Source organism: Flavivirga amylovorans, assembly GCF_030540875.1.
Taxonomy (GTDB): domain Bacteria; phylum Bacteroidota; class Bacteroidia; order Flavobacteriales; family Flavobacteriaceae; genus Flavivirga; species Flavivirga amylovorans.
Genome location: NZ_JAUOEM010000006.1, coordinates 305,260 through 328,652, shown reverse-complemented (window position 1 = coordinate 328,652; position 23,393 = coordinate 305,260). Strand labels below are relative to the sequence as shown.

Annotated in this window: 23 protein-coding genes; 19 read left to right on the top strand and 4 right to left on the bottom strand. The window is 31.9% G+C overall.

Annotated features, from left to right (window positions below):
* The first annotated feature begins 9 nt into the window (after positions 1–9).
* The 15 genes from Q4Q39_RS17530 to Q4Q39_RS17465 all read left to right on the top strand — a co-directional run bounded on the left by Q4Q39_RS17530 (position 10) and on the right by Q4Q39_RS17465 (position 16,224).
* Entirely contained in the window at positions 10–357 is a 348-nt protein-coding gene (locus Q4Q39_RS17530) for a cupin domain-containing protein (RefSeq protein ID WP_303283860.1), read from the top strand.
* 389 nt (positions 358–746) lie between these two features.
* On the top strand, positions 747–3,836 hold the full coding sequence (locus Q4Q39_RS17525) for a SusC/RagA family TonB-linked outer membrane protein (RefSeq protein ID WP_303283859.1): 3,090 nt from the start codon (positions 747–749) through the stop codon (positions 3,834–3,836).
* Positions 3,837–3,853: 17 nt separating this feature from the next.
* Entirely contained in the window at positions 3,854–5,401 is a 1,548-nt protein-coding gene (locus Q4Q39_RS17520) for a RagB/SusD family nutrient uptake outer membrane protein (protein ID WP_303283858.1), read from the top strand.
* A gap of 21 nt (positions 5,402–5,422) precedes the next feature.
* Entirely contained in the window at positions 5,423–6,406 is a 984-nt protein-coding gene (locus Q4Q39_RS17515; protein ID WP_303283857.1) for a hypothetical protein, read from the top strand.
* A 27-nt stretch (positions 6,407–6,433) separates the two neighbouring features.
* On the top strand, positions 6,434–8,200 hold the full coding sequence (locus Q4Q39_RS17510) for a PKD domain-containing protein (RefSeq protein WP_303283856.1): 1,767 nt from the start codon (positions 6,434–6,436) through the stop codon (positions 8,198–8,200).
* 9 nt (positions 8,201–8,209) lie between these two features.
* A complete protein-coding gene (locus Q4Q39_RS17505) occupies positions 8,210–9,133 on the top strand; it encodes a polysaccharide lyase family 7 protein (protein ID WP_303283855.1) in 924 nt (307 codons plus the stop codon).
* Between the two features lie 52 nt (positions 9,134–9,185).
* On the top strand, positions 9,186–10,049 hold the full coding sequence (locus tag Q4Q39_RS17500; RefSeq protein ID WP_303283854.1) for a polysaccharide lyase family 7 protein: 864 nt from the start codon (positions 9,186–9,188) through the stop codon (positions 10,047–10,049).
* 167 nt (positions 10,050–10,216) lie between these two features.
* Positions 10,217–10,918, top strand: a complete 702-nt coding sequence (locus Q4Q39_RS17495; RefSeq protein ID WP_303283853.1) for a FadR/GntR family transcriptional regulator — start codon at positions 10,217–10,219, stop codon at positions 10,916–10,918.
* 180 nt (positions 10,919–11,098) lie between these two features.
* On the top strand, positions 11,099–12,397 hold the full coding sequence (locus Q4Q39_RS17490) for an MFS transporter (protein ID WP_303283852.1): 1,299 nt from the start codon (positions 11,099–11,101) through the stop codon (positions 12,395–12,397).
* Positions 12,398–12,434: 37 nt separating this feature from the next.
* Positions 12,435–13,199, top strand: a complete 765-nt coding sequence (locus Q4Q39_RS17485) for an SDR family NAD(P)-dependent oxidoreductase (protein WP_303283851.1) — start codon at positions 12,435–12,437, stop codon at positions 13,197–13,199.
* A gap of 65 nt (positions 13,200–13,264) precedes the next feature.
* Entirely contained in the window at positions 13,265–13,789 is a 525-nt protein-coding gene (locus tag Q4Q39_RS17480) for an SDR family NAD(P)-dependent oxidoreductase (RefSeq protein ID WP_303283850.1), read from the top strand.
* Positions 13,774–13,929, top strand: coding sequence for an SDR family oxidoreductase (locus Q4Q39_RS17475; RefSeq protein WP_303283849.1), 156 nt, complete (start codon positions 13,774–13,776; stop codon positions 13,927–13,929). Before Q4Q39_RS17480 ends, Q4Q39_RS17475 begins: the two co-directional genes overlap by 16 nt.
* An 8-nt stretch (positions 13,930–13,937) precedes the next feature.
* The gene (locus Q4Q39_RS20645; protein WP_367892721.1) at positions 13,938–14,018 is read left to right on the top strand and encodes a hypothetical protein; all 81 of its coding nucleotides are present in this window, start codon (positions 13,938–13,940) and stop codon (positions 14,016–14,018) included.
* Between the two features lie 734 nt (positions 14,019–14,752).
* Positions 14,753–15,271, top strand: coding sequence for a hypothetical protein (locus Q4Q39_RS17470; protein WP_303283848.1), 519 nt, complete (start codon positions 14,753–14,755; stop codon positions 15,269–15,271).
* Between the two features lie 23 nt (positions 15,272–15,294).
* Positions 15,295–16,224: a site-specific integrase gene (locus Q4Q39_RS17465; protein WP_303283846.1), complete on the top strand. Its 930-nt coding sequence runs from the start codon at positions 15,295–15,297 to the stop codon at positions 16,222–16,224.
* Here Q4Q39_RS17465 and Q4Q39_RS17460 read toward each other — a convergent pair.
* Both Q4Q39_RS17460 and Q4Q39_RS17455 read right to left on the bottom strand, forming a co-directional pair.
* Positions 16,214–17,350, bottom strand: coding sequence for a capsid protein p24 (locus tag Q4Q39_RS17460; RefSeq protein ID WP_303283845.1), 1,137 nt, complete (start codon positions 17,348–17,350; stop codon positions 16,214–16,216). The genes Q4Q39_RS17465 and Q4Q39_RS17460 overlap by 11 nt on opposite strands.
* A 12-nt stretch (positions 17,351–17,362) precedes the next feature.
* Positions 17,363–17,761, bottom strand: coding sequence for a hypothetical protein (locus Q4Q39_RS17455; protein ID WP_303283844.1), 399 nt, complete (start codon positions 17,759–17,761; stop codon positions 17,363–17,365).
* A gap of 322 nt (positions 17,762–18,083) precedes the next feature.
* Between Q4Q39_RS17455 and Q4Q39_RS17450 the strand changes: the two genes are divergently transcribed.
* The 4 genes from Q4Q39_RS17450 to Q4Q39_RS17435 all read left to right on the top strand — a co-directional run bounded on the left by Q4Q39_RS17450 (position 18,084) and on the right by Q4Q39_RS17435 (position 21,580).
* On the top strand, positions 18,084–18,515 hold the full coding sequence (locus tag Q4Q39_RS17450; RefSeq protein ID WP_303283843.1) for a hypothetical protein: 432 nt from the start codon (positions 18,084–18,086) through the stop codon (positions 18,513–18,515).
* A gap of 28 nt (positions 18,516–18,543) precedes the next feature.
* Positions 18,544–18,780 carry a hypothetical protein gene (locus Q4Q39_RS17445; protein ID WP_303283842.1) on the top strand — a complete coding sequence of 79 codons (237 nt, stop codon included), beginning with the start codon at positions 18,544–18,546 and terminating at the stop codon, positions 18,778–18,780.
* A 202-nt stretch (positions 18,781–18,982) separates the two neighbouring features.
* The gene (locus Q4Q39_RS17440; protein WP_303283841.1) at positions 18,983–19,144 is read left to right on the top strand and encodes a hypothetical protein; all 162 of its coding nucleotides are present in this window, start codon (positions 18,983–18,985) and stop codon (positions 19,142–19,144) included.
* A 66-nt stretch (positions 19,145–19,210) separates the two neighbouring features.
* Positions 19,211–21,580: a hypothetical protein gene (locus tag Q4Q39_RS17435; RefSeq protein ID WP_303283839.1), complete on the top strand. Its 2,370-nt coding sequence runs from the start codon at positions 19,211–19,213 to the stop codon at positions 21,578–21,580.
* Between the two features lie 14 nt (positions 21,581–21,594).
* Here the strand turns inward: Q4Q39_RS17435 and Q4Q39_RS17430 are convergent, their stop codons facing one another.
* Positions 21,595–23,052: an ApeA N-terminal domain 1-containing protein gene (locus Q4Q39_RS17430; protein WP_303283838.1), complete on the bottom strand. Its 1,458-nt coding sequence runs from the start codon at positions 23,050–23,052 to the stop codon at positions 21,595–21,597.
* Positions 23,053–23,100: 48 nt separating this feature from the next.
* A complete protein-coding gene (locus Q4Q39_RS17425) occupies positions 23,101–23,352 on the bottom strand; it encodes a helix-turn-helix domain-containing protein (RefSeq protein WP_303283837.1) in 252 nt (83 codons plus the stop codon).
* Between the last annotated feature and the right edge of the window lie 41 nt (positions 23,353–23,393).

Genomic DNA, 23,393 nt, shown 5'->3' with positions numbered 1-23,393 from the left:
ATAAGAGAAATGAAAAGTTTTGGAGCAAGTAATGAATTTCTATTAGATGAAGCCCAAGAATGGGAGATTGTTGGAGAAGGTGTAAAACGTAAAATTATGGGGTATGATGATAAAATCATGCTAGTAAAAGTTCATTTTGAAGCGGGAGGTATTGGTTATGAACATAAACATTATCACTCACAAGTAACCTATTGTATTGATGGAGAATGGGAATTCACCATTGGAGGCATTACACAAACGGTAAAAGATGGCGATTCAGTATATATTCCGCCTAATGTACTTCATGGAGCAAAATGTACAAAATCTGGTATTTTAATTGATGTTTTCAGTCCTATACGTGAAGATTTCATGGAATAACGCTGTTAAAATTCCAAAATGTTTTGTTTTAACAAAAAATTAATATATATTTGGGAAACCAATCTGGTAAACCAATTTGGTTTTCCAGATAAAAACTAACTAACTAAATGTCTAACTTTTCTAAATACCATCACAAATATCATGATTAAAAATAAAAAAAGGATAGGTGCACGCCTATCCTTTTAAAACAATTTACTTCTTTTAGGAGGGAAGTAAAATTAGCACAAACTATTGCTTTACAACAACCTTGTTTGTTCTTCAAAATTACAAAAAAATAATAGATGAGCAGGTTTTTTGTGAAGTAATTAAGATGATTAAAATCTTTAATCATCGAATTAGTATAAAGCAATACTAATTAATCTTTACAATTTAAACATAAATAAAACATTATGAATTTTAAAAACAAGCTAACTCTAATTGTAATATTGTTCTTTGGTATTACATTGATTGCACAGAATGGTTCGGTTGTTAAAGGTACAGTTGTATCTGCAACAGATAATATTCCTATTCCTGGTGTAAATGTAATTGTGGTTAATACTTCAAAGGGAACCACTACCGATTTTGACGGGAATTATCAAATTCAAGTAAATGAAGGAGAGGTTATACAATTCTCTTATGTTGGTTTTATAAGCCAGACTAAAATAGTAGGAAATCAAACAACTATAAATATTGCCTTAGCTGAAGATTTAGCACAGCTAGACGAAGTGGTGGTGGTTGGTTATGGTACTCAGAAAAAATCAACAATTACAGGTTCAATATCCAAAGTTGTCAACGAGACTTTAGATCAAATAGCGGTAGCAAGGGTAGATGATGCCCTTATTGGTCAGGTATCAGGTGTAAATATTCAATCCACCAATGCAGAAGCGGGTGGGGCTCCTACCATTACTATTAGAGGTGTAGGGTCTATTACTGGGACAGCAGGTCCAGCCGTTGTGGTTGATGGTATAATAGTAGATTCTGACTTTCTAGGTAATATAGATATGAATGATGTAGAATCTTTCGAGATTTTAAAGGATGCAGCTTCTGCTTCTATTTATGGTAGTGAAGGGGCTAATGGGGTTATTCTAATTACTACCAAGACTGGAAAAGAAGGAAAAGTGAAATTTAATTATGACGCTTACACAGGTTATAAACAGGCTTTCGGGAGTGATGATTATAAGAGAAATGCTACTGGTTGGGCAGCTAAAGAATTGGCTGAGACTGGTTCCATTTCTAATAGTAATTTGTACGCACTAAAACTAATAGAGGTAACAGGTATTGATAGAGATTGGCAAGATGTTTTCTTTAATGGAGGCTATATTACAAGTCATTCTCTTTCTGCAAGAGGCGGAACTAAAGACACAAAATTTAGTGTGGCTTTAAGATATCTTCACGATGAAGGTGTTGTAATAACGGATGACTACAAGGTGTATTCTGGAAAATTGAAAGTAGATTCCAAATTAACCGATAAGCTTAAATTTGGATTGAGTGCTACACCTTCTTATTCAAAACAAAGACGATTACCTACCTCTATACATAATCCTATAAGACAATCGCCTTGGTTACCAATTTATCATACAGCAGAAACGCTTCAGTTTATAGATAGAGATGCGTATCCAAATGTTGGGATAGGAGATTATTTTAGAGAAGATCATTTAGATGAATTGGATATAAATGGAGACGGTAGTACTAGAACCCCTCGTACTTCAGGAGACCAAAACCCTTATGCGCAATATGTTGAAAGAGAGCATTATGAGTATAAGACGAAACTATTAGGTTCTGCTTATTTAAGTTATGAGATTATTGAGGGATTAACAGCAAAAACAAGCTTTGGGGTTACTTTGGAAGATGAGAAAAGAACAAGATGGGATGGTACTAAACATCATCATTCAAACCCAGCAGCTTACGAGTTGAGGAATAGATTTAAATCTAGATTGATTTCAGATAACACTTTGTCTTATAATAAACAAATAGGCAATCATGAAATTAATCTATTGGCGGGTGCTACATTTCAAAAGAGGAATGATGAAATTAGTACCGTTAATGGTTCTGGATATTCTAATGATTTGCTTAAAAACTTACAAGGAGCGACAACTATTACCAAACCAGCAGATGGCGAAATCAATCTTAAAATTAGAAAGATTGGTTATTTTGGAAGGTTAACTTATGCTTATGATAATAAATACTTATTTAATGCTTCAATTAGACGAGATGGTAGTTCTGTTTTTGGTATAGATTCTAAATGGGGTAATTTCCCTTCAGTATCTGTGGGGTGGAATGCGCACAATGAAGATTTCTTAAGTGATAGTAATGTTATAAGTAAATTAAAGTTTAGAGCTAGTTGGGGGCTTACAGGTTCAGAAAACTTTAACGTAGGAGATGGTTTAACTAATACTTGGCCTTATTTGGCACTTTTGCAAAGTACCAATGCCATTACGGATGGCGGTGCTATTGTTTCAGGTTTTTCTCCAAGAAATATTGCTAATGCATTATTACAATGGGAAGCTTCAGAGCAACTTAACCCTGGTGTAGATTTTGGCTTTTTAAACAATAGAATAACAGGGTCATTAGATTACTATGTAAAAACCAGTGATAACTTATTGTTAAATCAAGATGTTTCTTATGTTACTGGATTTGGTGCTGGAATTGTAAATAAAGGAAAAGTAGAAAATAGAGGATGGGAACTTGAATTAAGAACTAATAATATTTCTACAGAGAAATTTAGATGGTCAACAACATTAATAGCATCGACCAATAAAAATGAGTTAATTGATTTTGGTAACGACAATGGAAACCTTGGAGTAGATGGATTTGATAGAAATACCCAATGGATAAACTTGGTTGGCAATCCAATTTCTTCTTTTTATGGTTTTGTTGCAGATACAGAAATATCAACTGAATATTGGGATACGCCTTATAACCGAATTAATGGGCAGGCTGAGGATATTATTGTTAAAGATTTAAATGGAGATGGTTTAATTACAGATGATGATAAGACCATTTTAGGAGATCCTTATCCAGATATCGTTTGGAGTTTTACAAACGAATTTAAATTTGGAAATTTAGATTTTTCTTTTATGGTTCAAGGAAGTCAAGGAGGACAAATAAGAAACGTTGGAGATCAATATTTCTATCATTTTAGTGGTGCTACTTTAGATGGGGCTCCAGAAGCGTTAGTTGCTAATGGAACAATCCCTGATGTCTCTTTCCTTCAACCAAAGATTTTTACAGACGATATTGTTCAAAATTCAGGATATTTTTCATTACGAAATGTAAATATTGGTTATAACTTACCAGAGGATGTTGTATCAAAATTTGGTCTTTCATCATTACGGTTATATGCATCTGGTCAGAATTTAATTTATATTACTTCTGATGATTATCACGGTTTTAATCCAGAATATATTGATAATAATAATACACCTATAACTTATGGCTCTCAAAGAGCTGGTACACCTTTGTTTAGTACTTATTCAGTTGGTTTGAACCTTAATTTTTAATAAAAAAAGAAATAATCATGAAATATTTAAAAAATATAAAATATTTAATTGTTGCATTAACAGGAATGATGCTTATTTCTTGTGATGCAGATGAGTTTTTAAACCCACTGCCAGATACAGCTATTGCTGCTGATGGTTTCTTTCAATCAGACGAAGATGTATTGGCCGGAATTTATGGAATTTATGATGCCATACAAGGGGTTAATGAAAATAGACCAAATTCAACAAATAACTCAACTTTCAATAGAGGAGTACAGTTTGAGTATCTTTTAACCGAGCATCGCTCAGACAATACAAGAAGTGCTACACTAGAAGGATCAAGAGCTGATTTTCATAGGTATGTAACAGATGCAAACAACATACAATCAGAAGATTATTATCAATCTATGTATGAAATTATTTTTAGAGCAAATAGTGTTATTAGTTATATTGACGCTGCAGATCCAGCAAACATTGCCAAATATACAGCTGAAGCTAAATTTTTAAGAGCTTATGCTTATTTTAATTTAGTTAGACTGTATGGAAGTGATAATGATGCTATAGGTGGTGTGCCATTGGTAACTGCCGTGGCAGAGTCCAATCAAGATGACCTGCTTTTTACCAGAGAGGCTAAATCAGTAGTGTATGCACAAATTGTTGCAGACTTACAAGAAGCTATTGCTAATTTAGATAATAGCTATAAAGCTAGAGCTTCAAAAGCGGCAGCACAAGGCATTTTGGCTAAAGTGTATTTATCGCAACCAACACCTAACTATATTGGGGCTAAAGATTTATGTGAGGCTATTATAGCGGATGGAAGTTTTAATTTGCAAACTGATTTTAACGATGTGTTTTACAATGAAATGAATAGCGAAGTTATGTTTGTTATTCGATATGAGTTTGCAGAACCAAATGAAAGTCAAGGGTTCTCATCTGAATTCACCTCTTTTATACGTCAAGGAAGACAAGATGGGTTAAACATTGTTAACCCTAATTTGGTAGCTGCTTTTAATGAGAACGGAGGGAATAGAACAGCAGTTTCATATATTGCTTTCGGCGAAGATGCAGCATTAACTGATCCTGATACAGGATTGCCTGCACCACAAGAGGCCGAAGTGGCAAAGTTTTTACCTCAAGGCACTGATTTTGATAACCCTGATTTCCCTTACGGTACTAATGCTCGTCTTGCGGGGAATGATTGGATCGTATTACGTTATGCCGATGTATTGTTAATGCATGTAGAAGCAATTATGGCAGGTACTGGTGCTGCTAATACTCTAGATGCGCTAAGCTCATTCAACGCTGTTAGAAATCGTGCTGGTTTAGCTAATGATGCTGATGGAGTAATAACGCAAGAGGAATTGTTACTAGAAAGAAGAGTAGAATTAGCTTTTGAAAATCAGCGTTTCTTCGATTTGTTAAGATTTGGAGTTGCGGATACTGTATTGCAAAATCATTCTGCAGAAGATAACGATGAAGATATAACAGTTTATCCTAGCTATAATGCTAGAGCCCTATTGTTACCAATTCCATCTAGAGAAATTAATTTAAGTAAAGGGCTTTTAAATCAAAACCCTGGTTACTAATAACATAAAAAATTAGAAAACATGAAACAGAAATTGAATGCTTTAAAAAACACTATGGGTTTAGTGTTAGCTCTATTAGCTATAACTTTCGTGGTAAGCTGTGAAGACGCTTTTGAGTTTGATTTACCCGATACTGGTTCAATACCCGATCTCACTTTGCCAGAAGCGAATTTTAGCTATACTCCAAATCCAGAGAATTTTAGAATAGTTTCATTTACCAATGAATCTAATGAATCTACAAAATATTTATGGGATTTTGGTGAAGGCGTAGTATGTGAAGAAGATGCTAATGGTGTTATTGTTTGTGGTACAGAATCTACTTCAACAGAAACAGATGTTGCTTTTGTAAGATTTGATGCAGGTGAAGGCGATTACGAAGTAACACTCACAGCGCTTGATGCAAATGATGCATCAGGAACTAATACACAAATAGTAGAAGTAAGAGATGTATTTGTGCCTATTGATCCAATAGTGCTTAATGGAGACTTTGAAAATAAAACTTTTGATACGAATTGGGGACAGATAGGGACTACTGGTTTTAGTTCTACAACGCCTAATACATCTAGTGATGGTTCATGGTTAAATTATGATGGTGCTGATACAGGTTCTAAAACGGGTGGCATGAAGTTTTCAGCTTCAGCTTCAAATCTTACTAATCCAGGAAGTAGAAGATTTGCTTACCAGCCATTAAAAGTATCAGAAACTATACCTGATCGTACGGTTAAGTATATTGTTGAGTATGAGTATTCAATAAAATCTGCTGCTACACCAGGTAGTCATATTACTTTACAAATTTTAGATGGTCACTTTGATGAGGTTGCTGATGCTTTAGCTAGCACGCCTTTAACGGAAGAAGTAAATGATGAGATTTTGGGTAATACTAATTTCACAACGGTTAAAAAGGAATTTACCTCTAATGCAAGTGGTGAGATTGCTATATTCTTTTTTGCTTCTACAGATCAAGATGCATATGTAGATAATGTTAAAGTGTATCCAAAACCATAATAAAATAATAATAAACAAGTAGAAATTATGAATTTATTAAGAAAAGGAATATTTGCCTTACTACTAACAGGACTTATAGTCTCATCATGTGAAGATGATGACACAATAGTAGCTCCTAATGAAGGCAACGCAGGTACGGGACTCACAGAAATTACATTTCCAAGTCATGCTATAACTGTCAAAATTGAGGATGGAGACGGAACTATAGTTACTGTGCGTCCACAAGGTCTAGGGGTGACTTCTTATGTAGTAGATTTTGGAGACCCAAATAGTACAGATGATGTTATAACGATTACAGAAGATGCCGGTACAGCTACTTATGATTATCCTAATAATATTGAAGAAGAAACTTATACTATAACGATAACTGCAAAATCCAATAAGGGTTTCACTGATGTTGTTCAAACTAGAAATGTAACAGTGGAGCATAAACTTACTACGCTATCTTCGGCACCTTTATCACCAACTATACTTGATGAAAATGTATATGCTATTTTCAGTGATGGTATTGAAATTGATGGCGCTTTTACTGCCTATACAAACAAATTGTCAAGTTCTATTTTCGATGGTGATGATGCAGAGTATAATGAAGTAGAAGTTGGGGATATAAAAAATAAAGTAATTCAATATTCAAGACTTCACAGTACTATTTCTGCATCTATTACTTTTGACCCTGCTATTATTATTGCAGATGTTTTTGGAACGGGCACTTCTGCTGATTATATTCATTTAGACCTTCATTCTGTTCATGATATAGGTGTTGATAAAGTAAAAATAACAATGGGAGGTAAAACTTTTGAGCAAACTTTAGAAAATGATATGTGGACAGGTGTAGATATTGATTTTGCTTCTGAAGGAATTACTCAAATAGATGAAATAACATTAGAATTAGGTACAGGAGGCACTGCAAATAATGAGGCAACTCTTAATGTAGATAACATTTATCTTTATAGAGAACCACTTTCAGTTCCTGATTTTACTTTTGATGATGTAGCTAGTGATTATGATGTTACATTTACAGATGCTTCTTTACTCGCTACCAGCTATAGTTGGGATTTTGGAGATGGCATAGGTAGCTCAACTGATGCAAATCCAACATATAGTTATAATGATGATGGTATGGAAAGGATCTATATGGTAACGTTAACAACCACAAATTTTATAAATAAACCAACTTCTATTACAAAAGAAGTTACTGTAGGTGGACCAGCTGGTCCTCTTAATCCTGAGATTCTTAAAGGTGATTTTGAACGTGAAGGAGGTGCATCTTCGGATGATACTAATATTAGAAATGCATGGAAAATATCAACCACAGGGAATAGTAACCCATTTGGTACTAGTTCTGATGGTTCTTGTATAGACTATGAGGGAACTTTAGGTTCTAAAACAAGAGGAGCAAAATGGTCAGGAAGTCAAAGTGCGAACCCTGATGGTACTGCTGTGCCTGGTGATACTAGATATGCATATCAGGCAGTTACATTAAGCCCTAATGAGGATTACATTTTTGAGTACGAATATGCCATAAAAACAGGAGGTGCTGAAACTAATAGTGTAGTTGCATCAATTTTAAATGGTCATTTTAGTAATAGTGCTGATGCTGTTGCTAGTAATGCTTTGGTAAAGCATGTTGGTACTGAGGCAAAAGGGAAATTTTCAGACAATTCTTGTTCGGGGGGTACAACAATGAAACTTCAGTTTAGATCTAATTCTGTAGGTGAAGTTGCTATATTTATTTACGCAGTAACTGATGTAGATGCTTTTGTAGATAATGTTAAAGTTTATCCAGTAGAATAAATTATTATCATGAAAAACTTCCGAAGAAATATATTGCTAATTGCATTCATAGCCTTTCTATCTGCTAACGCTACTTCTCAAAACAAGGAAAGTAGCGTTACAGAATCGGATGTTAAGGTTGAAAAAAAGAGTAAAAAGAAAAAAAAGAAGAAGAAAAAAGTAAAATTACCCAATATAGATTTAAGCCATTGGAAGGTTACGCTTCCTGTTGCAAATGAAGAAGGCAAGCCTGTTGAGATTAGTCCTCCTGAAATTTTAGATTTTGCAAGTATAGAGGTTGCTAAACCATACATGTATATAGATTCCACAAAAGGGGCTATAGTATTTCATGCAATGCCAACAGATTCTAAGACCAGAAATACTAAGTATACTAGGTCTGAGTTGAGAGAACAAATGGTGCCGGGAGAGAATAATGTTAATTGGACGTTTGCTCAAGGTGGAAAACTTAAAGCAAAACTAGCTATGGATGAAACCACTAGAGATTCTAATGGTAAATATCATAGAACAATAGTATTACAGATACATGGAAGGCTTACCAATGAACAAAGAGACCTTATTGGAGCAGACGATAACAATGCACCTCCAATTTTGAAAATTTATTGGGATAAAGGTAAGATTCGAGTTAAGACCAAAGTACTCAAGAATCCAAATGCTACAGATATGGCTCTTCTACATGAAGAAGCTTGGGATAATGATAAAGGTTTCAACTTTGAGCAAGAAGTTGGTTTTCGAAAGTTTACTTTAGAAGTTAAAGTTTCAGAGGGGAAAATGGTTGTTATATTAAATGGTAGCGAGTTTAAAGTTTATGAAAATATTCATATGCGAAGATGGGGTGTTTTTGAAAACTATTTTAAAGCTGGTAATTATTTTCAGTCAAGGGATGAAGGAGCATACTCTAAAGTTAAGTTTTACGAATTAGAAGTAAGTCATTAAGATGATTAGAAAGCAGTATATATCGATTTTATTCTGGAATTTATTTCTCTGTATGTTAGTATTTATAAATGTTAACTGTGAAGGAGAATCTAATCAAGAAGCCCCAATTGTTGAAATTGAAGAAGAACAAGAGGAAGAAATCGAAGATCCCGTTAACTATAAACTACCAAATATAGATTTAAGTAATTGGAAAGTGACATTGCCTATTGGTAATCCTACTGAAGTAGAACCACCAGAGATTTTAAATTATGGTACTAATGAAATGCTAAAGCCATTCATGTATAACGATTCGATTAATGGTGCATTAGTATTTTATACCTATCCAGGAGCTTCTACGGCAAATTCCTCTTATTCTAGAACCGAATTAAGAGAGCAAATGGTTCCAGGAAGTAATAATGCCAACTGGACTTTTGAAGAAGGAGGAAACATGAAAGGAACACTTCAGGTAAGTGAGGCTAGTAAGGATTCTAATGATAAATACCATAGAGTAATTATAATGCAAATTCACGGTAGGTTAACCAATGCACAAAGAGACTTAATAGGAGAGAATGATAATAATGCACCTCCTATGTTAAAGATATATTGGAATTATGGTTATGTTCGTGTGAAGACCAAAGAGTTGAAAGATTTGAATGTGTCCGACACAGATATATTGAAAACAGATTCATGGACAGATGATGATGGACATACTTTTTCTGAATATGTAGGGTTCGATAAGTTTACTTTAGAAGTTAAAGTGACAAGTGGAAGAATGGAAGTGATTTTAAATAATAATGAGTCAGTAGTTTATGATAATATTCACATTGAAAAGTGGCATGTTTTTGAAAACTACTTTAAAGCAGGAAATTATTTAGTTACTCAGGATGAGAATGCATATACGAAAGTAAAGTATTACGATTTAGAAGTATCACATTAATAGTAATATTAGTTTGTTTAGTAATTTTTTAAATTAGTTTTAGTTGGATTTTGCCGGTTAAATATAACCAGCAAAATTTGACCTCAAAAAAAGAGAGAATAATCAAATAGTTTTTTTAAATTTATCAGTATTATTTGGTTAACCAGTTATAGAAAACACAATAAGGAATGAAATTAGAAGTACTTACGGTAAACGAAAATCAAGAGGGTCAAAATATAATTATTGGTAAAATAAAAGAATTGATTAATTATAAAAATCTTGAACCTGGAGATAAACTCCCATCAGAAAGAATGCTTTCAGAAAAATTTGGTGTTACACGAAGTAATGTACGTGATGCAATTCAAAAATTAGAATTTTACGGTTTGTTAAAATCAATTCCTCAAAGTGGAACATTTGTCGCTAATATTGGTGTGGTTGCCATGAATGGTATGATTGATGATATTTTGCGTTTAGAATCTCCAGATTTTAAATCGTTAGTAGAAACAAGAATCTTATTAGAACTTAAAACAGTAAGATTAGCTTCATTAAGGAGAACGAAAGAAGATTTACAGAATATAAAAGAGGCATTAGATGCATATAGAGAAAAGGCAATCTCAGGAGAAGATGCAGTACAAGAAGACTTGCTATTTCATCTGTCTATAGCAAAAGCTAGCGGTAATGCCACCATGAATATGTTCATGCTTACTATTACGCCCCAAATAATAATGGATTTCGAAAAATATCATGTTTGTGATAAGGGTCAAGCAGTTAAGGGTATTAAGGAGCACACTGAAATTTATAATGCCATTGAAGCCCAAGATCCTGTTTTGGCTAAGCAAAAAATGAAAGATCACTTTAGTTTATTATATCAATATTGTTATAATTCCTAGAGTTATATATAAACAAATAGCAACTATAAGATGCACGGCTTTGGTTGTTGTTTTTAAAATATTAGGAGGGAAGAAATTCTTATATAGTATTTCTTCACATTAAATAAATAGTATAGAGTTTTTGTAAGCTATAACATAACAGTAATGTTGTGCCTACACTTTATGCACAAAACTAATAGTATGAAAATTAAAGGTTTAAGATGGTGGGTAGTAGGATTAATTGCCTTAGCTACTATAATCAATTATATAGATAGACAATCGTTAAGCGTTCTGTGGCCAGCAATTGCTAATGATCTTTATCCAGAAATGTCAGCAGATGAGCATAAATCAATTTACGCTATTATTTCGGTTATTTTCGTTTTTTCCTATGCTTTTGGTCAAGCGATTTTTGGGAAAATTTTCGACTGGGTTGGCACACGTTTAGGCTTTGTACTCTCCATTGGTGTATGGTCTGTAGCTACAGCACTTCATGCTTTGGCTAAGGGTGTAGTGAGCTTTGGAATATTTAGAGGGATTCTTGGTGTTGCCGAAGCAGGTAACTGGCCTGGAGCGACCAAAGGGAATGCCGAATGGTTTCCAACTAAAGAGCGTGCTTTGGCTCAGGGTATTTTTAACTCAGGAGCTGCAATTGGAGGCATTATTTCTATTCCGTTAATTGCATTTCTTACTATTTATTTCAATTGGCAAGCAATATTTATACTAGTGGGTTTAGTAGGGTTACTATGGCTAATTCCGTGGTTAATTTTAGTTAAAGCACCACCAAAATCTCATCCGTGGATAACTGATGAAGAAAGACAATATATACTTACTGGCCAGAAAAACGAAGGCTTTGAGAAAGAAGATACTACCGAAGAAGCCTATGTCCCAAATACAAAAGAATTACTATCTCATAGACAAAGCTGGGGTGTAATTATAGCCTCTGCGGCCATAGACCCTATATGGTGGTTATTTGTATTCTGGATTCCTATTTACCTCAATGAAGTATATGGTATGGATGTTAAATCTATTGGTATTTATGGATGGGTTCCTTATGTAGGAGCAATGTTAGGTGCTTGGTTTGGGGGGTTATTGGCTCAAAATAGATTAAAGGCAGGTTGGACTGTGAATAAAACACGAAAGCTAGTAATAACTTTGGGATGTTTAATTATGCTTCCCTCATTATTAGCAATGGCAAACCCTGGTGCTCCTGTAACCGCAGTTCTAATAATGGCAGTAATATTATTTGGTTTTCAAACAGCAATAGGAAATATTCAAACCTTACCAAGCGATTTATTTAGTGGAAAGACTGTTGGTACCCTTTCTGGATTTTCTGGCATGGCTGCTAAACTTGGTGCGGTAGGATTAACCTCCTTGGTACCTTGGTTAACTAGCGGGGGTAATTATACACCAGCTTTCATAATTGGGGCTGCTCTGGCCATAATTGCTCTTTTCAGTGTTTGGGGATTGTGCAAAAAAATTGAACCAGTAAGAAGACATTAAGAACATAAAAACAAGTAATAAAAATAAAATTAAAGATATGAGTAATTCAAATGTTAAAGTAGCCGTAGTAACTGGTGCTACTGGAGGAATAGGTTTTCAAGTAGCTAAACGGCTTGGACAAGATGGCTATACTGTAGTTTTAAATGGTATAGAGGACGAAGTTGGAGCTGACAAAGTAAAAGAATTGAAAGTTGCAGGTATTAATGCAGAATACTACGGTTTTGATGTTACCAATGAAGAAGCAGTAACTTCAAATATTAATAAAATTGGAGAAAAATATGGTAAAATTGATGTTCTTGTAAACAATGCAGGAGGTTTAGGAGGTAGATCTAGGTTTGAAGATATGACTACTGAGTTTTACCGTTTTGTAATGGCATTAAACCTAGACTCAACATTTTTTGCTTCAAGAGCAGCCATCCCATTTCTTAAAAAAAGCGATAATGCATCAATAATTAATTATACATCGAATGCCGGATGGAATGCTGGTGGGCCTGGAGCAGGAATTTACGGAACATCTAAGGCTGCTGTACATACAATAACCAGAGCGTTGGCAAAAGATTTAGCCGAATATGGTATTCGGGTTAATGCAGTATCACCTGGTACAATCGATACTGATTTTCATAAACAAATTAAATCAACTAAACCAGAGGTTTTTGCATCTTGGAAAAACAACATAATGCTAGGTAGACTAGGCCAACCAGAAGAGGTTGCTGGTGTTGTATCTTTTTTAACTAGTAAAGATGCTTCTTTTATAACAGCCGAAACAATCCAAATTGGTGGTGGTCAAGGTTTAGGAATATAATATTTGGTTTTGGCTTAAATTTGAAGCAGTTTCCTAATGAAATAATTATTAGAGACCCAAATAATATGAGTACATTAAATGGAAAAGTAGCAGTTGTTACAGGAGGTTCTAGAGATATTGGAAAAGCAATATCTATTAAGCTTGCCAAAGAAGGGGTTAAGGTGATTGTAAATTATTATAACTCTGAATCTGGAGCCAATATTACTGTAGATGAAATAAAATCTATGGGAGGAGAAGCTATTGCAGTTAAAGCAGATGTCTCAAAACTAGATGATATTAAGAATTTAAGAGCAAAGGCAGTAGAAGCATTTGGAGATAAAATAGATATTTTAGTGAATAATGCTGGTGGTCTTTTTGCTAGAAAAACATTGCAAGAACTAGACGAGTCTTTTTATGATTTAGTTTTAGGAGTTAATTTTAGATCTACTGTTTTTGTTATGCAAGCTTTCGAATCTTTAATGAGGAAAGGAAGTTCAATCATCAATATTTCTTCACAAGCTGCAAGAGATGGCGTGGTGGCGGATCTTCATTATATGCTTCTTCTAAGGGAGCTGTCACTACATTTACCAGGTCAATGGCGAAAGAACTAGGGCCTAAAGGGGTTCGAGTAAATGCTATTTGTCCAGGATTGATTGGAACAAAATTTCATGATGATTTTACCAAAAATGAGGTAAGAACTAAAGTAGCAGGGAGCACGCCTTTAAAAAGAGAAGGAAACCCTGAAAAGTAGCAGATTTAGTGGCTTATTTGGCATCAGATGAAGCTTCATTCATTACCGGAAATAATATAGATATTAATGGGGGATTAGCATTCTCCTAAACAAAAGGTAAACGAATCTCTTGATTAATACTCTGGTGAGATTCTATTGGTGGCAATAGGGAAGGGGTAGGATTTCTGAACCTGCGATAGGAGGGGCTTTTAATAACACTTTCAATAATATATTTATTGGGCTTCCTCCCAATCTTGCCAATGCAACAAATAGGGGTGAAATTTTTTGAATTGGAGTCCCAAAAAGTTTGTTCAGGATTGTCAAACCGTTCTCTGATTACGGTTCTTTTATAAGAACCGTAATCAGAATTATCGTAATATTCCAAAAAATACTTAGCAAAATAGAATCTCCTTTCCACATCAAAACTTTCGAAATTTCTAAAAATGGACTATATGGATTAATATGATTAGTTATCTCAAGGATTTGTTTAGTAAGATCAATGGGAGTACTAGGGTTTGGGTGAAGATTGGGTATTAGGATATGGTTGAGATCAAAACTAACTGGTTCCTTTTGTAGGAACTCATAACATTCCGGAACATTTTCTAGAGCAGTAACTAAAAAAAATCTTGAAAATCTACTGATAATCAAGGGTTTATGAATTTTAAAAGTGGTACCTCCAGCACTCTAGCACCACAATTTCATTTAATATCAGTTCTATCCAATATATATCATAAACCTCTTTAAAAACAAGGTTTATAAGATTTTTTATAAATTGTTTATTTCATTTAGTTTCAATTTATATCAAAAAATATCATAATTTTACAACGTAATTTACGAATGTATTATGAAACAACCTTTTTTAAGATTCTATTTGGATAGTCATGAAAATAGAAATGGTGAACGTAAAATCTTTTTAGATATAAGCATTGGCTATTCCGAAATAGATTATGGTAAATCTGTTAAAAACTTTAATTCTGACCGTAAAAAATATAAACCTATAAAGATAGCCACTGGATGTAGAATAAAGCCTGAGAACTTTGGAAAACAAATTGAGAAAGGAAGTAAAAAGGTGTTTTCTTTTGATAAAAAGATATTTGATAAATATTCGAGGGTTAATAGGTCTATTAGAACTAAATTAGAGCAAATTGAAAATGCTGTTATTGAAGTAACTAATCATTTTTATATAAAAAAACATAATCCTACACCTAAAGAATTTAAAGATTTATTAGAAATTGAACTAGGAAGAAAGGCAGGAGAAGTAATAAAACAAAAGTCAGTTTTAGAATATTTGTATGATAAAATAAAAGCAGATAGAGTAGATGCAAAACAAGGAAAGAAAATGCATTATCACCAAATCATATAAAAACTTATGTGTCATTGTCCAGAATGTTTGAGAACTACCAAATAGCAACTAAAAAAGAAGTATTCTTTTCAGATTTTAATAATAAACAATTTCAATGGAAATTTTTTGGTGTGGTAGATTCTATATATAGGGGAGAAATAGAAGTCGATAATCCTAATCAAACTAAAAAACAACGAAAAGACCCGACTGGGTATAATGTTAAATCGATAAATAAATACATTAAGCTGCTTCATAGGGTTTTGCGTTTAGGGAAAAGGGACGGTTATAATATGACTTTGGATTTAGAAGATTCTAATTTAATGTTAGAAAATCCACCGGCAGAAAAAGAAATATATATAAACGAATCCGAACTAGAAAAGATAATTAATACAGAAGTGCATGAACCAGAGTTATTAAATGCTAAACAGTATTTAATTTTAGCTTCCCTAATGGGGTTGCGAATTGAAGATATGACAACATTATGTACTCTTAAGCCTAAATTGTATTCAAATAATGGAAAATCATTCAAAGGAGTAAAAGTTTATGTAAATAAAACCAAAACAGAAGTAATTATACCACTTTTAAAACCTGTACAAGATGTTTTAAATAAGAATATGGGTAAGTTTCCTGTATTCAAAGAAAGTGTAAATAAGCACCTTAAAATACTTTGCGCTTTATTGAAAATTGATTCTTTGGAAGAACATACAAAAATTAGTTTTCGTGATGGTAAATTGGAAACGCTCAAAATTCCGAAGTATAAATTAATTACTACACATGATTGTAGAAGGTCATTTGTGACTAACTTAGGATTGAAAGGTATTAATCAAAATATTGTTGAATCAATAACTCATCCAAAGAAAAAAAACGTAAGTAATATGATGGCAGTTTATAACAACTCAAGTATGGTAGACAAAGCACTTACGTTTTTAAATTCTTTAGATAAAATACAGTCAAAGGTTTATTCTAAAGTTTAGGAATTCCAATTGTTCCACCTGAGTCTAAGCCGAATTGTATTCCAAATAAAGCAATGTTGTTACCACTTTCATTTGAGAAGTTTTCTCCAAAGCCTCCAGTTATTGCGAACAAGTTATTTATTGAATAACGAAAAGTCCCAATAGAACGATTCTCATCTTCAGAATTTTCATTATTGCGAGTTAAATATTCATAAGCAAATGAGAATTTGTTCAATTCTAATTCAATTTTAGTTCCATAATCGTAGGCGGTTGTAATAAAAGAACTATTGGTTTGTGGATTAATATTAAGTCCATCACGTAGATATTTTGCTACCCCAAAAATGTGAATGTAATTTTTATTGTCTTCGGTAATTGGAAATGCAAAATCAGCTGATAACCATAATCCAAATCTTCCAAAACTATCATCGCTTATGTTATTTTCATCTCCTACTGAATAACTAAAAGCTGAAGCTATATCAATTGCTAGTAATGGTCTTTTGTTGATTGCAGTCCATAATTTCTCACGTAAATCTTTATAAAGAGGTTCTTTTTTTATTGCTTGAAGTGATTGCCCTGCTTGAGCAGCAGCAACTGCCGCCATAATTGACGGGTCTGTTTTAATATTCTCGTAATCATCATAAGCTTGTTTAAAATTTAATAAATCATTTTTCCTAACAACTTTTATTAGTCTAGTCTTGGCTCCTAAGGAAATATAAGAGCGATTGTCTTCAAAAACGTCAAAAGTACCTGTTGTATAAGCAATAGATATAGAAGCCTTCTTTCCAATATCTCCAAATATATCATACCTGTCATAATCGAACGCATTAGTTATATTTTTTTTTGACTTTGAAGATTTGTAATTGTTATACTCAAAAAAATCTACTTCTCTATTTTTTGTATACCAGTAAGGTTGAAATTCAATAGCAAAATTACTATCAGTATTATTTTCATTAGAAAAAGCAGACAAGGTTTGTACAGCAAGTACTTGTATATTATCAGGAACAACTATGCTAGAAGGACTGATATCCATTAAAATGAAAGCTGGTGAATTTGGTGGTGCGAGACTTTTTATATCTGTTTTTCCGTTTTCTTGTGCTGAAATTGTAAAATAGCAAATTATCAGCATTATAGTAAGTGATTTTTTCATGATTAGTGCTTTTTAAGATAAAGAGATTTCTGTAAAAAATTCAATTCCGTTAAGTTCAAAGTTTGGATAAACATCATAGCTTGCCTCAATTTCAGAAGGAGTTCCTCCAAACATTTCTACTTTATAACTATTCTTTGCTTGTTCAACAGCTAAATTGAATGTTTCTTCATTGTTGAAATTGATAAGAAAATCTACAATGGTTTTTATTCGAATTACTCTGTTTTTTAGATTTTTCCCTCCAGCAATTTGTTTACGTCTGGAGTTAAATGTTAGATTATAAGCAATATCAGGAATATATTTATTTGGCTCTTCTGGATTGTCTAGTGATACGAAAGTAAATGCCGTGCCTTCGGTTGAAATACTAGTTTTTACTTTAATTGGGGTGTTGTTGCCTACTGTGTAATTTTCCATATTTTAAAAAATTTAATTGGTTACGTGATACAAAAAATATTCAATGTAAATCATACAATGAATAGGATGTTGCGTAATAATCAATTACATAGGGAAAATTGAAAATAGGGAGATTGTTATATAACAAAGTAACAATCAAAAATAATAATTATAAAATAAAAACCATTGTAATTATTTAATAATTAATCTCTTACATATTATTTTCTGGAAAAGTTATAAAAAGGTTAAACTTTTTTGTATTTCTCACTATTTAAAATAAAGACCTATTGGTAATGGGAAATAAGGCATCTTGTTAATGGATGTGGTATATAAAAAAGTGATTATGGAAAAAGAATATTATAGTGTTTCAGAAGTTAGTAAAAGAATGAAGTTAAGTGGCAAACAGATTAGAAATAGAATTATTTATTATAAAGAAAGTGGTAAGTATAAGAACTTATTAATTAAGGATTCAAATGGTAGGTGGCAAATACATAGAATGATTATAACAAAGTTTAAACCGGTTAGGATAAGAGGTAAAAAGTATTACGCTTTAACTGTTGACCCAAATTATACTTATAAGGAAAGCGAGATAAAAATAATTATGGAGTATGTGGTTGAGTTGCTTCCCATAAAGGGTATTGAAATAAGCTATACCATCGAAAAGAAGAAGGCTAACGGTCAAAATCACATTCACTTGTATACTAACTGTTCTAATAGAAAAAAATTGATTAAAACACTCAGGGTGGCAATCATATATCCAGAAAGATGGATTTAAAATAATAAAATTAAAAAAATAAGAGAAAATGGAAAATTACGAATATGAAGTAACAGGTTTTGATAAAAATCCTGTTTTAAAAAAGTTAATGATAGATTATGTTAAATATAATTATGAGGAAAACGCTGATATTTCTGATTATAACTTATGGCAAGAGTATAACTATCTGAAAAATAATGCTATGCTAGATATCCTTTTTGAATGTGAAAGGAGGGGTGTCCTTACAGAACAGATGAGGTTGGAAGATGAGAGTTTTCAGCTGTAACCTTTCTCATGTACTAGGCAATGGCGCTGTTGATATAGATATTTGGATTGATTAAAGAAATTTTTTTATAATTTTTTTGAGTACCATTTGGCACTTGTACGTACGGTTATAAGTGCTAGTAAAATCATTTAGATATAATGTTTATGATATAAAATAGGTATTTCACTCTAAGTGATTAATAAAATGAATATAATTTTTTGATATGGAAATAGAAGACATAGAAAATAAAATTTCTTTAAAAAGAAAACAATTAGCTATTGAGAAAGAATCTTATAAAAGGAGTGAAATACAAAAGGAATTAAAACGCTTGAACTTAAAAAAAGAAATAGAATTTATTAAGAATAGGATAGCTTCTTTGGGATAGTTTATATTAGATTTTATTTTATAAGTTATTTCATGTACTTTTTTAGTTTTAAAAATTTAATTACAAATGAAAGTTAATCTACGTCAAGAATTAAGTCCTATTAAGTTTTGCTTTTTTATTAAACCGAATAGAAAAGATTTATTGGAATCTATTAAGTGCTTGTTTTCGGTCTGGTGTGGTATTTATTCTCCTATAATACCATATTACAAAAGGTTTTCTGAAAAATATAGATTAAGGTATAATATGGGTGCATCTCGTAAAGTTTATTACGGGAATATTATCAAAAATTATGACCCAGATATTATTGTTTATGATGATGATATAGATAAAGAAGAATTAATTGCTTTTGGAGTAGAAGTGAAAATGATTTCTTTGTCAAAGTTTAAAGAAGATTTAGAACGATTTAGTTTAGAAAAAGGTATAAGCATAGATTTAGTAATAAACAGTTTAATAAAAGAAGAATTTAAATATAATAGAACTGATAATTTAAAAATCAGAATACCTGAAATTAATAAGGATGACCTTTTACTAAATGCTTGGCAGGGTACATTTTTAAATAGCATTAACATAAAATATGTGCAAAATTATTTATTGAAGGAATCATTTATTGAAAAAATAGATTTTAATTACAAAACCTTCAATAAGTTTTTTGAAAATAATAATCTTTCTTTAAGGTTTATCAATATTTACAAAACAAGATTATTGTATGATAGGGGAATTTCTAAAAACACTGTTCTGTACTTTCTTAATCCGTCTGATACTTTAGATGTTATTGATTATTGGAATTTAAGAGCTTTAGGTTGGAAATTATTTCCAGTCCCAGTATCTAAAATGAAAACTGTGCCTTATAAAGAGGCTATAATTGAAATTTTAAAAGATTTAGAGATTAGGGAAAAACGATTTAAGTTTAAAATAATCGATGTATTAATATCGAGCAGTTTTAAACCAAAACCTATTATGGATTATGTTAACTCAATTATATCAGATGAAAAGCTAAAAGTTTCTTTACTACATCAACATTGGTTTCCTCGTTTTTGGCATGATTATAATGAAATCCTAAGAGGTGATTTAGTTTTTTGCCCTCAAATTTTTGTTGATAGTGAACATGATACTATTGAAAGTGAAGAAGCTGGTTATGTAAATTTTAAATTACCTCCTTTGCCATTCAAAAGTAGATTTTCAAATAGTGGGCTATTAAAGAGTAATTTGTCTCTAAGTTATTGGGAAGACGAAGGTAAGTATGCTGAGGTAATTTCTGGTATTACTACTAAAGACTGGGTTGGTATTACTAGAGATTTTAGTTTTAGGAATGAATGGAAAGTAAGTAAAAACGGAATTTTTAAATATATAAATCATGAAGATGATAATGTGAGTTTTTATTTGCCTGAATCATTTAAGTTTTTTTCTAAGTATTTTGTGAATAAAGATATTTCTATAAAGCAAACAGCATCTGGGAAACTTGGTTATGAGGTTTTAAAAAATATAGGAGGAATTCATGGAGCTAATTTGTTCTCAACAAGTAATGCAATCAAAATCGTTGAACTTTTTGAAAATGGGAATGTTGTATCTGTCGAAGAATTAGTTGGAAAAATAAATCAGCATAAACCTTACCCGGAGTTTAAAAAGCCTAAAGATGTTATTGAACTACTTTTAAGAAAGCAAATTATTGAATTTGGGGTTAAAATTCAATGTTCTGTATGTGAACAAAGAACATTTTATTTACTACAAGATTTAAATGACGAACTTAAGTGTTCAGTTTGTAGAAATACGTTTGAGTTACCTAAAAGTGACCCCAAAAGTAGTTTGAAATATGTTTACAGAGGTCTAGGGCCTTTTAGTCGTAATAATAAAGTAGATGGATTGTTATCTGTTTTTTTAACTATTAGATTGTTTAAACTTGATATGTCTGATGGTACTGAAGGTATATCATTTATTTTTGATTTTGAAGCAAAAAAAGACAAGAATGATTTTGAAGTAGATTTGGTTGTATTGTCTAAGAGCTTCAAATATGAAAATAAGGTTGAATCATTTGTTTGCGAGTGTAAAACTTTTAAGTCTATAGGTGAAAAGGATTATTTTCGTTTAAAGTTTTTTGGCGAGCAAATGGAGGGTACAACTTTAGTTGTTGCAACATTGAAAGAAGAGTTTTTGGAAGATGAAAAAGTATTATTAAGAAAGTTGGTCAATGATTTCAGGACTAAGGAGTTCGATACAACTAATCCAGTCCTATTATTGACTGGGAGTGAATTGATTCCTAACCGAGGAGGTTTTGGCTTATCAGAATACAGTGATACTATTAAGAACTATACAGGAGTTGATTACGTCAAAACTATAGCAGATTTAAGTTGTGAAAAACATCTAGGATTAAGGACTTGTTCAGAATTACAAAATGAAGCATGGATGAAAAAACATCAGAAAAAAAAAGGTATTGAATAAAAAGTAATAAAGAATTAACTATTGTTTTTAATACTGTTTTTTATATCTCCTATCATGTGATTTAAATCTGGATTAGTTCCTATTCGGTCTATAATTCTGTCAAAATTCATATCTAAAGAATCTAAAAGGCATATACATAAAAGAAGTTGAGAAAATTTGTAACAATCGTCCATTTTAGTGCCTTGATAGGTTTTGTCAATTCTTCCGTGAGATAATTTGTGTCTAAATTCTTTTGCTTCATTTGGGTATTTTTTTATAAAATCATCTTCCAAAAAAAAACGTGATATTATTTTTTTGTATTTGTTGCATAAATGGGATAGTTTATAGGTTAATGTTGATTTTTTTGGATAGCTCAAATGTTCTTCAGTCCAAGATTTTAAATCAGGATTACCGAGTTTGTTAAGAACTTCTTGTCTGGTTTTAGTAAATTCTTCATTGGTGTACGTATACGATGGGTCGATAAAATCATAATAAGCTTCAAGTCCTTGTATAAGATTTAGGAATTTATTGTTGAACATTACATTAGATAGAGCTACTTTTCCTCTAAACCAATTATTAGAATCAATATAAAAATCATATACCGGCATTAGTTTTTCATTTGAATACCATTTTTTGATTATTCTATCTAATTCTTCAGTTGATTCACTCCATCCGCTAAAAAGTAAAAAGTTTTGATGCCATTTTTTTGTATCTAAGAATATATCCTCTTTAAAATTCAATTTACTATAAATAAAAGTAGTAGCGAATTTTGGTTTTTCTATTTTGCCATTGTTTTGGATATATATGTTTTCTGAATATTGGGAGACATTTTTCATGTCCAATCTAGCGTGTTTTATTTTAAATGCTAGGTTTTTTCTTGAAGAGAATTCAAGCATTCTTAGAAAAGTATAGCAGTCTTTATTTATAATATTAAAGTCTACAGGTTTTTGGTATACGAAGTCAACGCTTTTAGAATGTTTTATTTTATAATCTTTTCTAGTTGATATTATTTTTTGTTTTGAGTCGCTAAGAATAATTTTGAAATTTTCATTAATTAAGATTTCTCTATCGAGTTTGTAATATTGTTCTTCAATGTCATCACCAGAGATTGATTTAAAACCATCAAAAAAGGTTCTCATATTGGGGAAACTTATGGAAATGTTATTCAATAAAAGATTTTGATTGCTATTTATATGTACTCTATCAAATATATATTCTACTTCATATTTTAGTTCATGAAAACCTTTTTTTACAGGAGAATCGGAGTAAAATGTACATGAATACAAAGTTGTAAGACTGTTTATTCCTGTTCCTAATATTATCTCATTATACCAGTCTTCATCTGAAGTTTGACGCTCTATTGCGTTGCCACTTAAATAAGTTGAGGTGAAAAGATGGAGTATGATTTTCTTATTGTCTTCATCAATATATAATTTACCGGGTATTTTAAGTTCTGAATTTGGTAAATACCATTCACCTCTTTTTTCACGCATTTTTGATAATTAGATTATTAAAAAGTATCTATCGCTAAAGTAATATAGTTAGGGTTTTGAGTTTTTGTAGCTCAATAAGTCATTAAAAGAGACTTCAAATACTTCAGAAAATTTTATAATAGTGGAAAGTTTTGGTTCTTGTAGCCCTTTTTCATATTTACGCACATTTTCCCTGTCTATTCCAAGTGCTGCACCTAAATCCATCTGTGACATTTTTCTTTCTATTCTAAGTGTATTTATTTTTTTTCCAAATTCAATTACCACTTTGGGTATTGGTGTTTTTCTAGTTCGTGCCATCATAAAGATAATTAGTGGCTGAAAGCTAGGTATACATCCAAGTA

Excerpts from the sequence above, each read along its gene's own strand:
- Q4Q39_RS17510 (WP_303283856.1), top strand. The coding sequence starts at position 6,434 with ATGAATTTATTAAGAAAAGGAATATTTGCCTTACTACTAACAGGACTT.
- Q4Q39_RS17455 (WP_303283844.1), bottom strand. The coding sequence starts at position 17,761 with ATGGAAAATTACACAGTAGGCAACAACACCCCAATTAAAGTAAAAACT.
- Q4Q39_RS17440 (WP_303283841.1), top strand. The coding sequence starts at position 18,983 with ATGGAAATAGAAGACATAGAAAATAAAATTTCTTTAAAAAGAAAACAA.
- Q4Q39_RS17505 (WP_303283855.1), top strand. The coding sequence starts at position 8,210 with ATGAAAAACTTCCGAAGAAATATATTGCTAATTGCATTCATAGCCTTT.
- Q4Q39_RS17495 (WP_303283853.1), top strand. The coding sequence starts at position 10,217 with ATGAAATTAGAAGTACTTACGGTAAACGAAAATCAAGAGGGTCAAAAT.
- Q4Q39_RS17515 (WP_303283857.1), top strand. The coding sequence starts at position 5,423 with ATGAAACAGAAATTGAATGCTTTAAAAAACACTATGGGTTTAGTGTTA.
- Q4Q39_RS17465 (WP_303283846.1), top strand. The coding sequence starts at position 15,295 with ATGTTTGAGAACTACCAAATAGCAACTAAAAAAGAAGTATTCTTTTCA.
- Q4Q39_RS17470 (WP_303283848.1), top strand. The coding sequence starts at position 14,753 with ATGAAACAACCTTTTTTAAGATTCTATTTGGATAGTCATGAAAATAGA.
- Q4Q39_RS17435 (WP_303283839.1), top strand. The coding sequence starts at position 19,211 with ATGAAAGTTAATCTACGTCAAGAATTAAGTCCTATTAAGTTTTGCTTT.
- Q4Q39_RS17460 (WP_303283845.1), bottom strand. The coding sequence starts at position 17,350 with ATGAAAAAATCACTTACTATAATGCTGATAATTTGCTATTTTACAATT.
- Q4Q39_RS17425 (WP_303283837.1), bottom strand. The coding sequence starts at position 23,352 with ATGATGGCACGAACTAGAAAAACACCAATACCCAAAGTGGTAATTGAA.
- Q4Q39_RS17445 (WP_303283842.1), top strand. The coding sequence starts at position 18,544 with ATGGAAAATTACGAATATGAAGTAACAGGTTTTGATAAAAATCCTGTT.
- Q4Q39_RS17520 (WP_303283858.1), top strand. The coding sequence starts at position 3,854 with ATGAAATATTTAAAAAATATAAAATATTTAATTGTTGCATTAACAGGA.
- Q4Q39_RS17500 (WP_303283854.1), top strand. The coding sequence starts at position 9,186 with ATGTTAGTATTTATAAATGTTAACTGTGAAGGAGAATCTAATCAAGAA.
- Q4Q39_RS17490 (WP_303283852.1), top strand. The coding sequence starts at position 11,099 with ATGAAAATTAAAGGTTTAAGATGGTGGGTAGTAGGATTAATTGCCTTA.
- Q4Q39_RS17485 (WP_303283851.1), top strand. The coding sequence starts at position 12,435 with ATGAGTAATTCAAATGTTAAAGTAGCCGTAGTAACTGGTGCTACTGGA.
- Q4Q39_RS17450 (WP_303283843.1), top strand. The coding sequence starts at position 18,084 with ATGGAAAAAGAATATTATAGTGTTTCAGAAGTTAGTAAAAGAATGAAG.
- Q4Q39_RS17525 (WP_303283859.1), top strand. The coding sequence starts at position 747 with ATGAATTTTAAAAACAAGCTAACTCTAATTGTAATATTGTTCTTTGGT.
- Q4Q39_RS17480 (WP_303283850.1), top strand. The coding sequence starts at position 13,265 with ATGAGTACATTAAATGGAAAAGTAGCAGTTGTTACAGGAGGTTCTAGA.
- Q4Q39_RS17430 (WP_303283838.1), bottom strand. The coding sequence starts at position 23,052 with ATGCGTGAAAAAAGAGGTGAATGGTATTTACCAAATTCAGAACTTAAA.
- Q4Q39_RS17475 (WP_303283849.1), top strand. The coding sequence starts at position 13,774 with ATGGCGAAAGAACTAGGGCCTAAAGGGGTTCGAGTAAATGCTATTTGT.
- Q4Q39_RS17530 (WP_303283860.1), top strand. The coding sequence starts at position 10 with ATGAAAAGTTTTGGAGCAAGTAATGAATTTCTATTAGATGAAGCCCAA.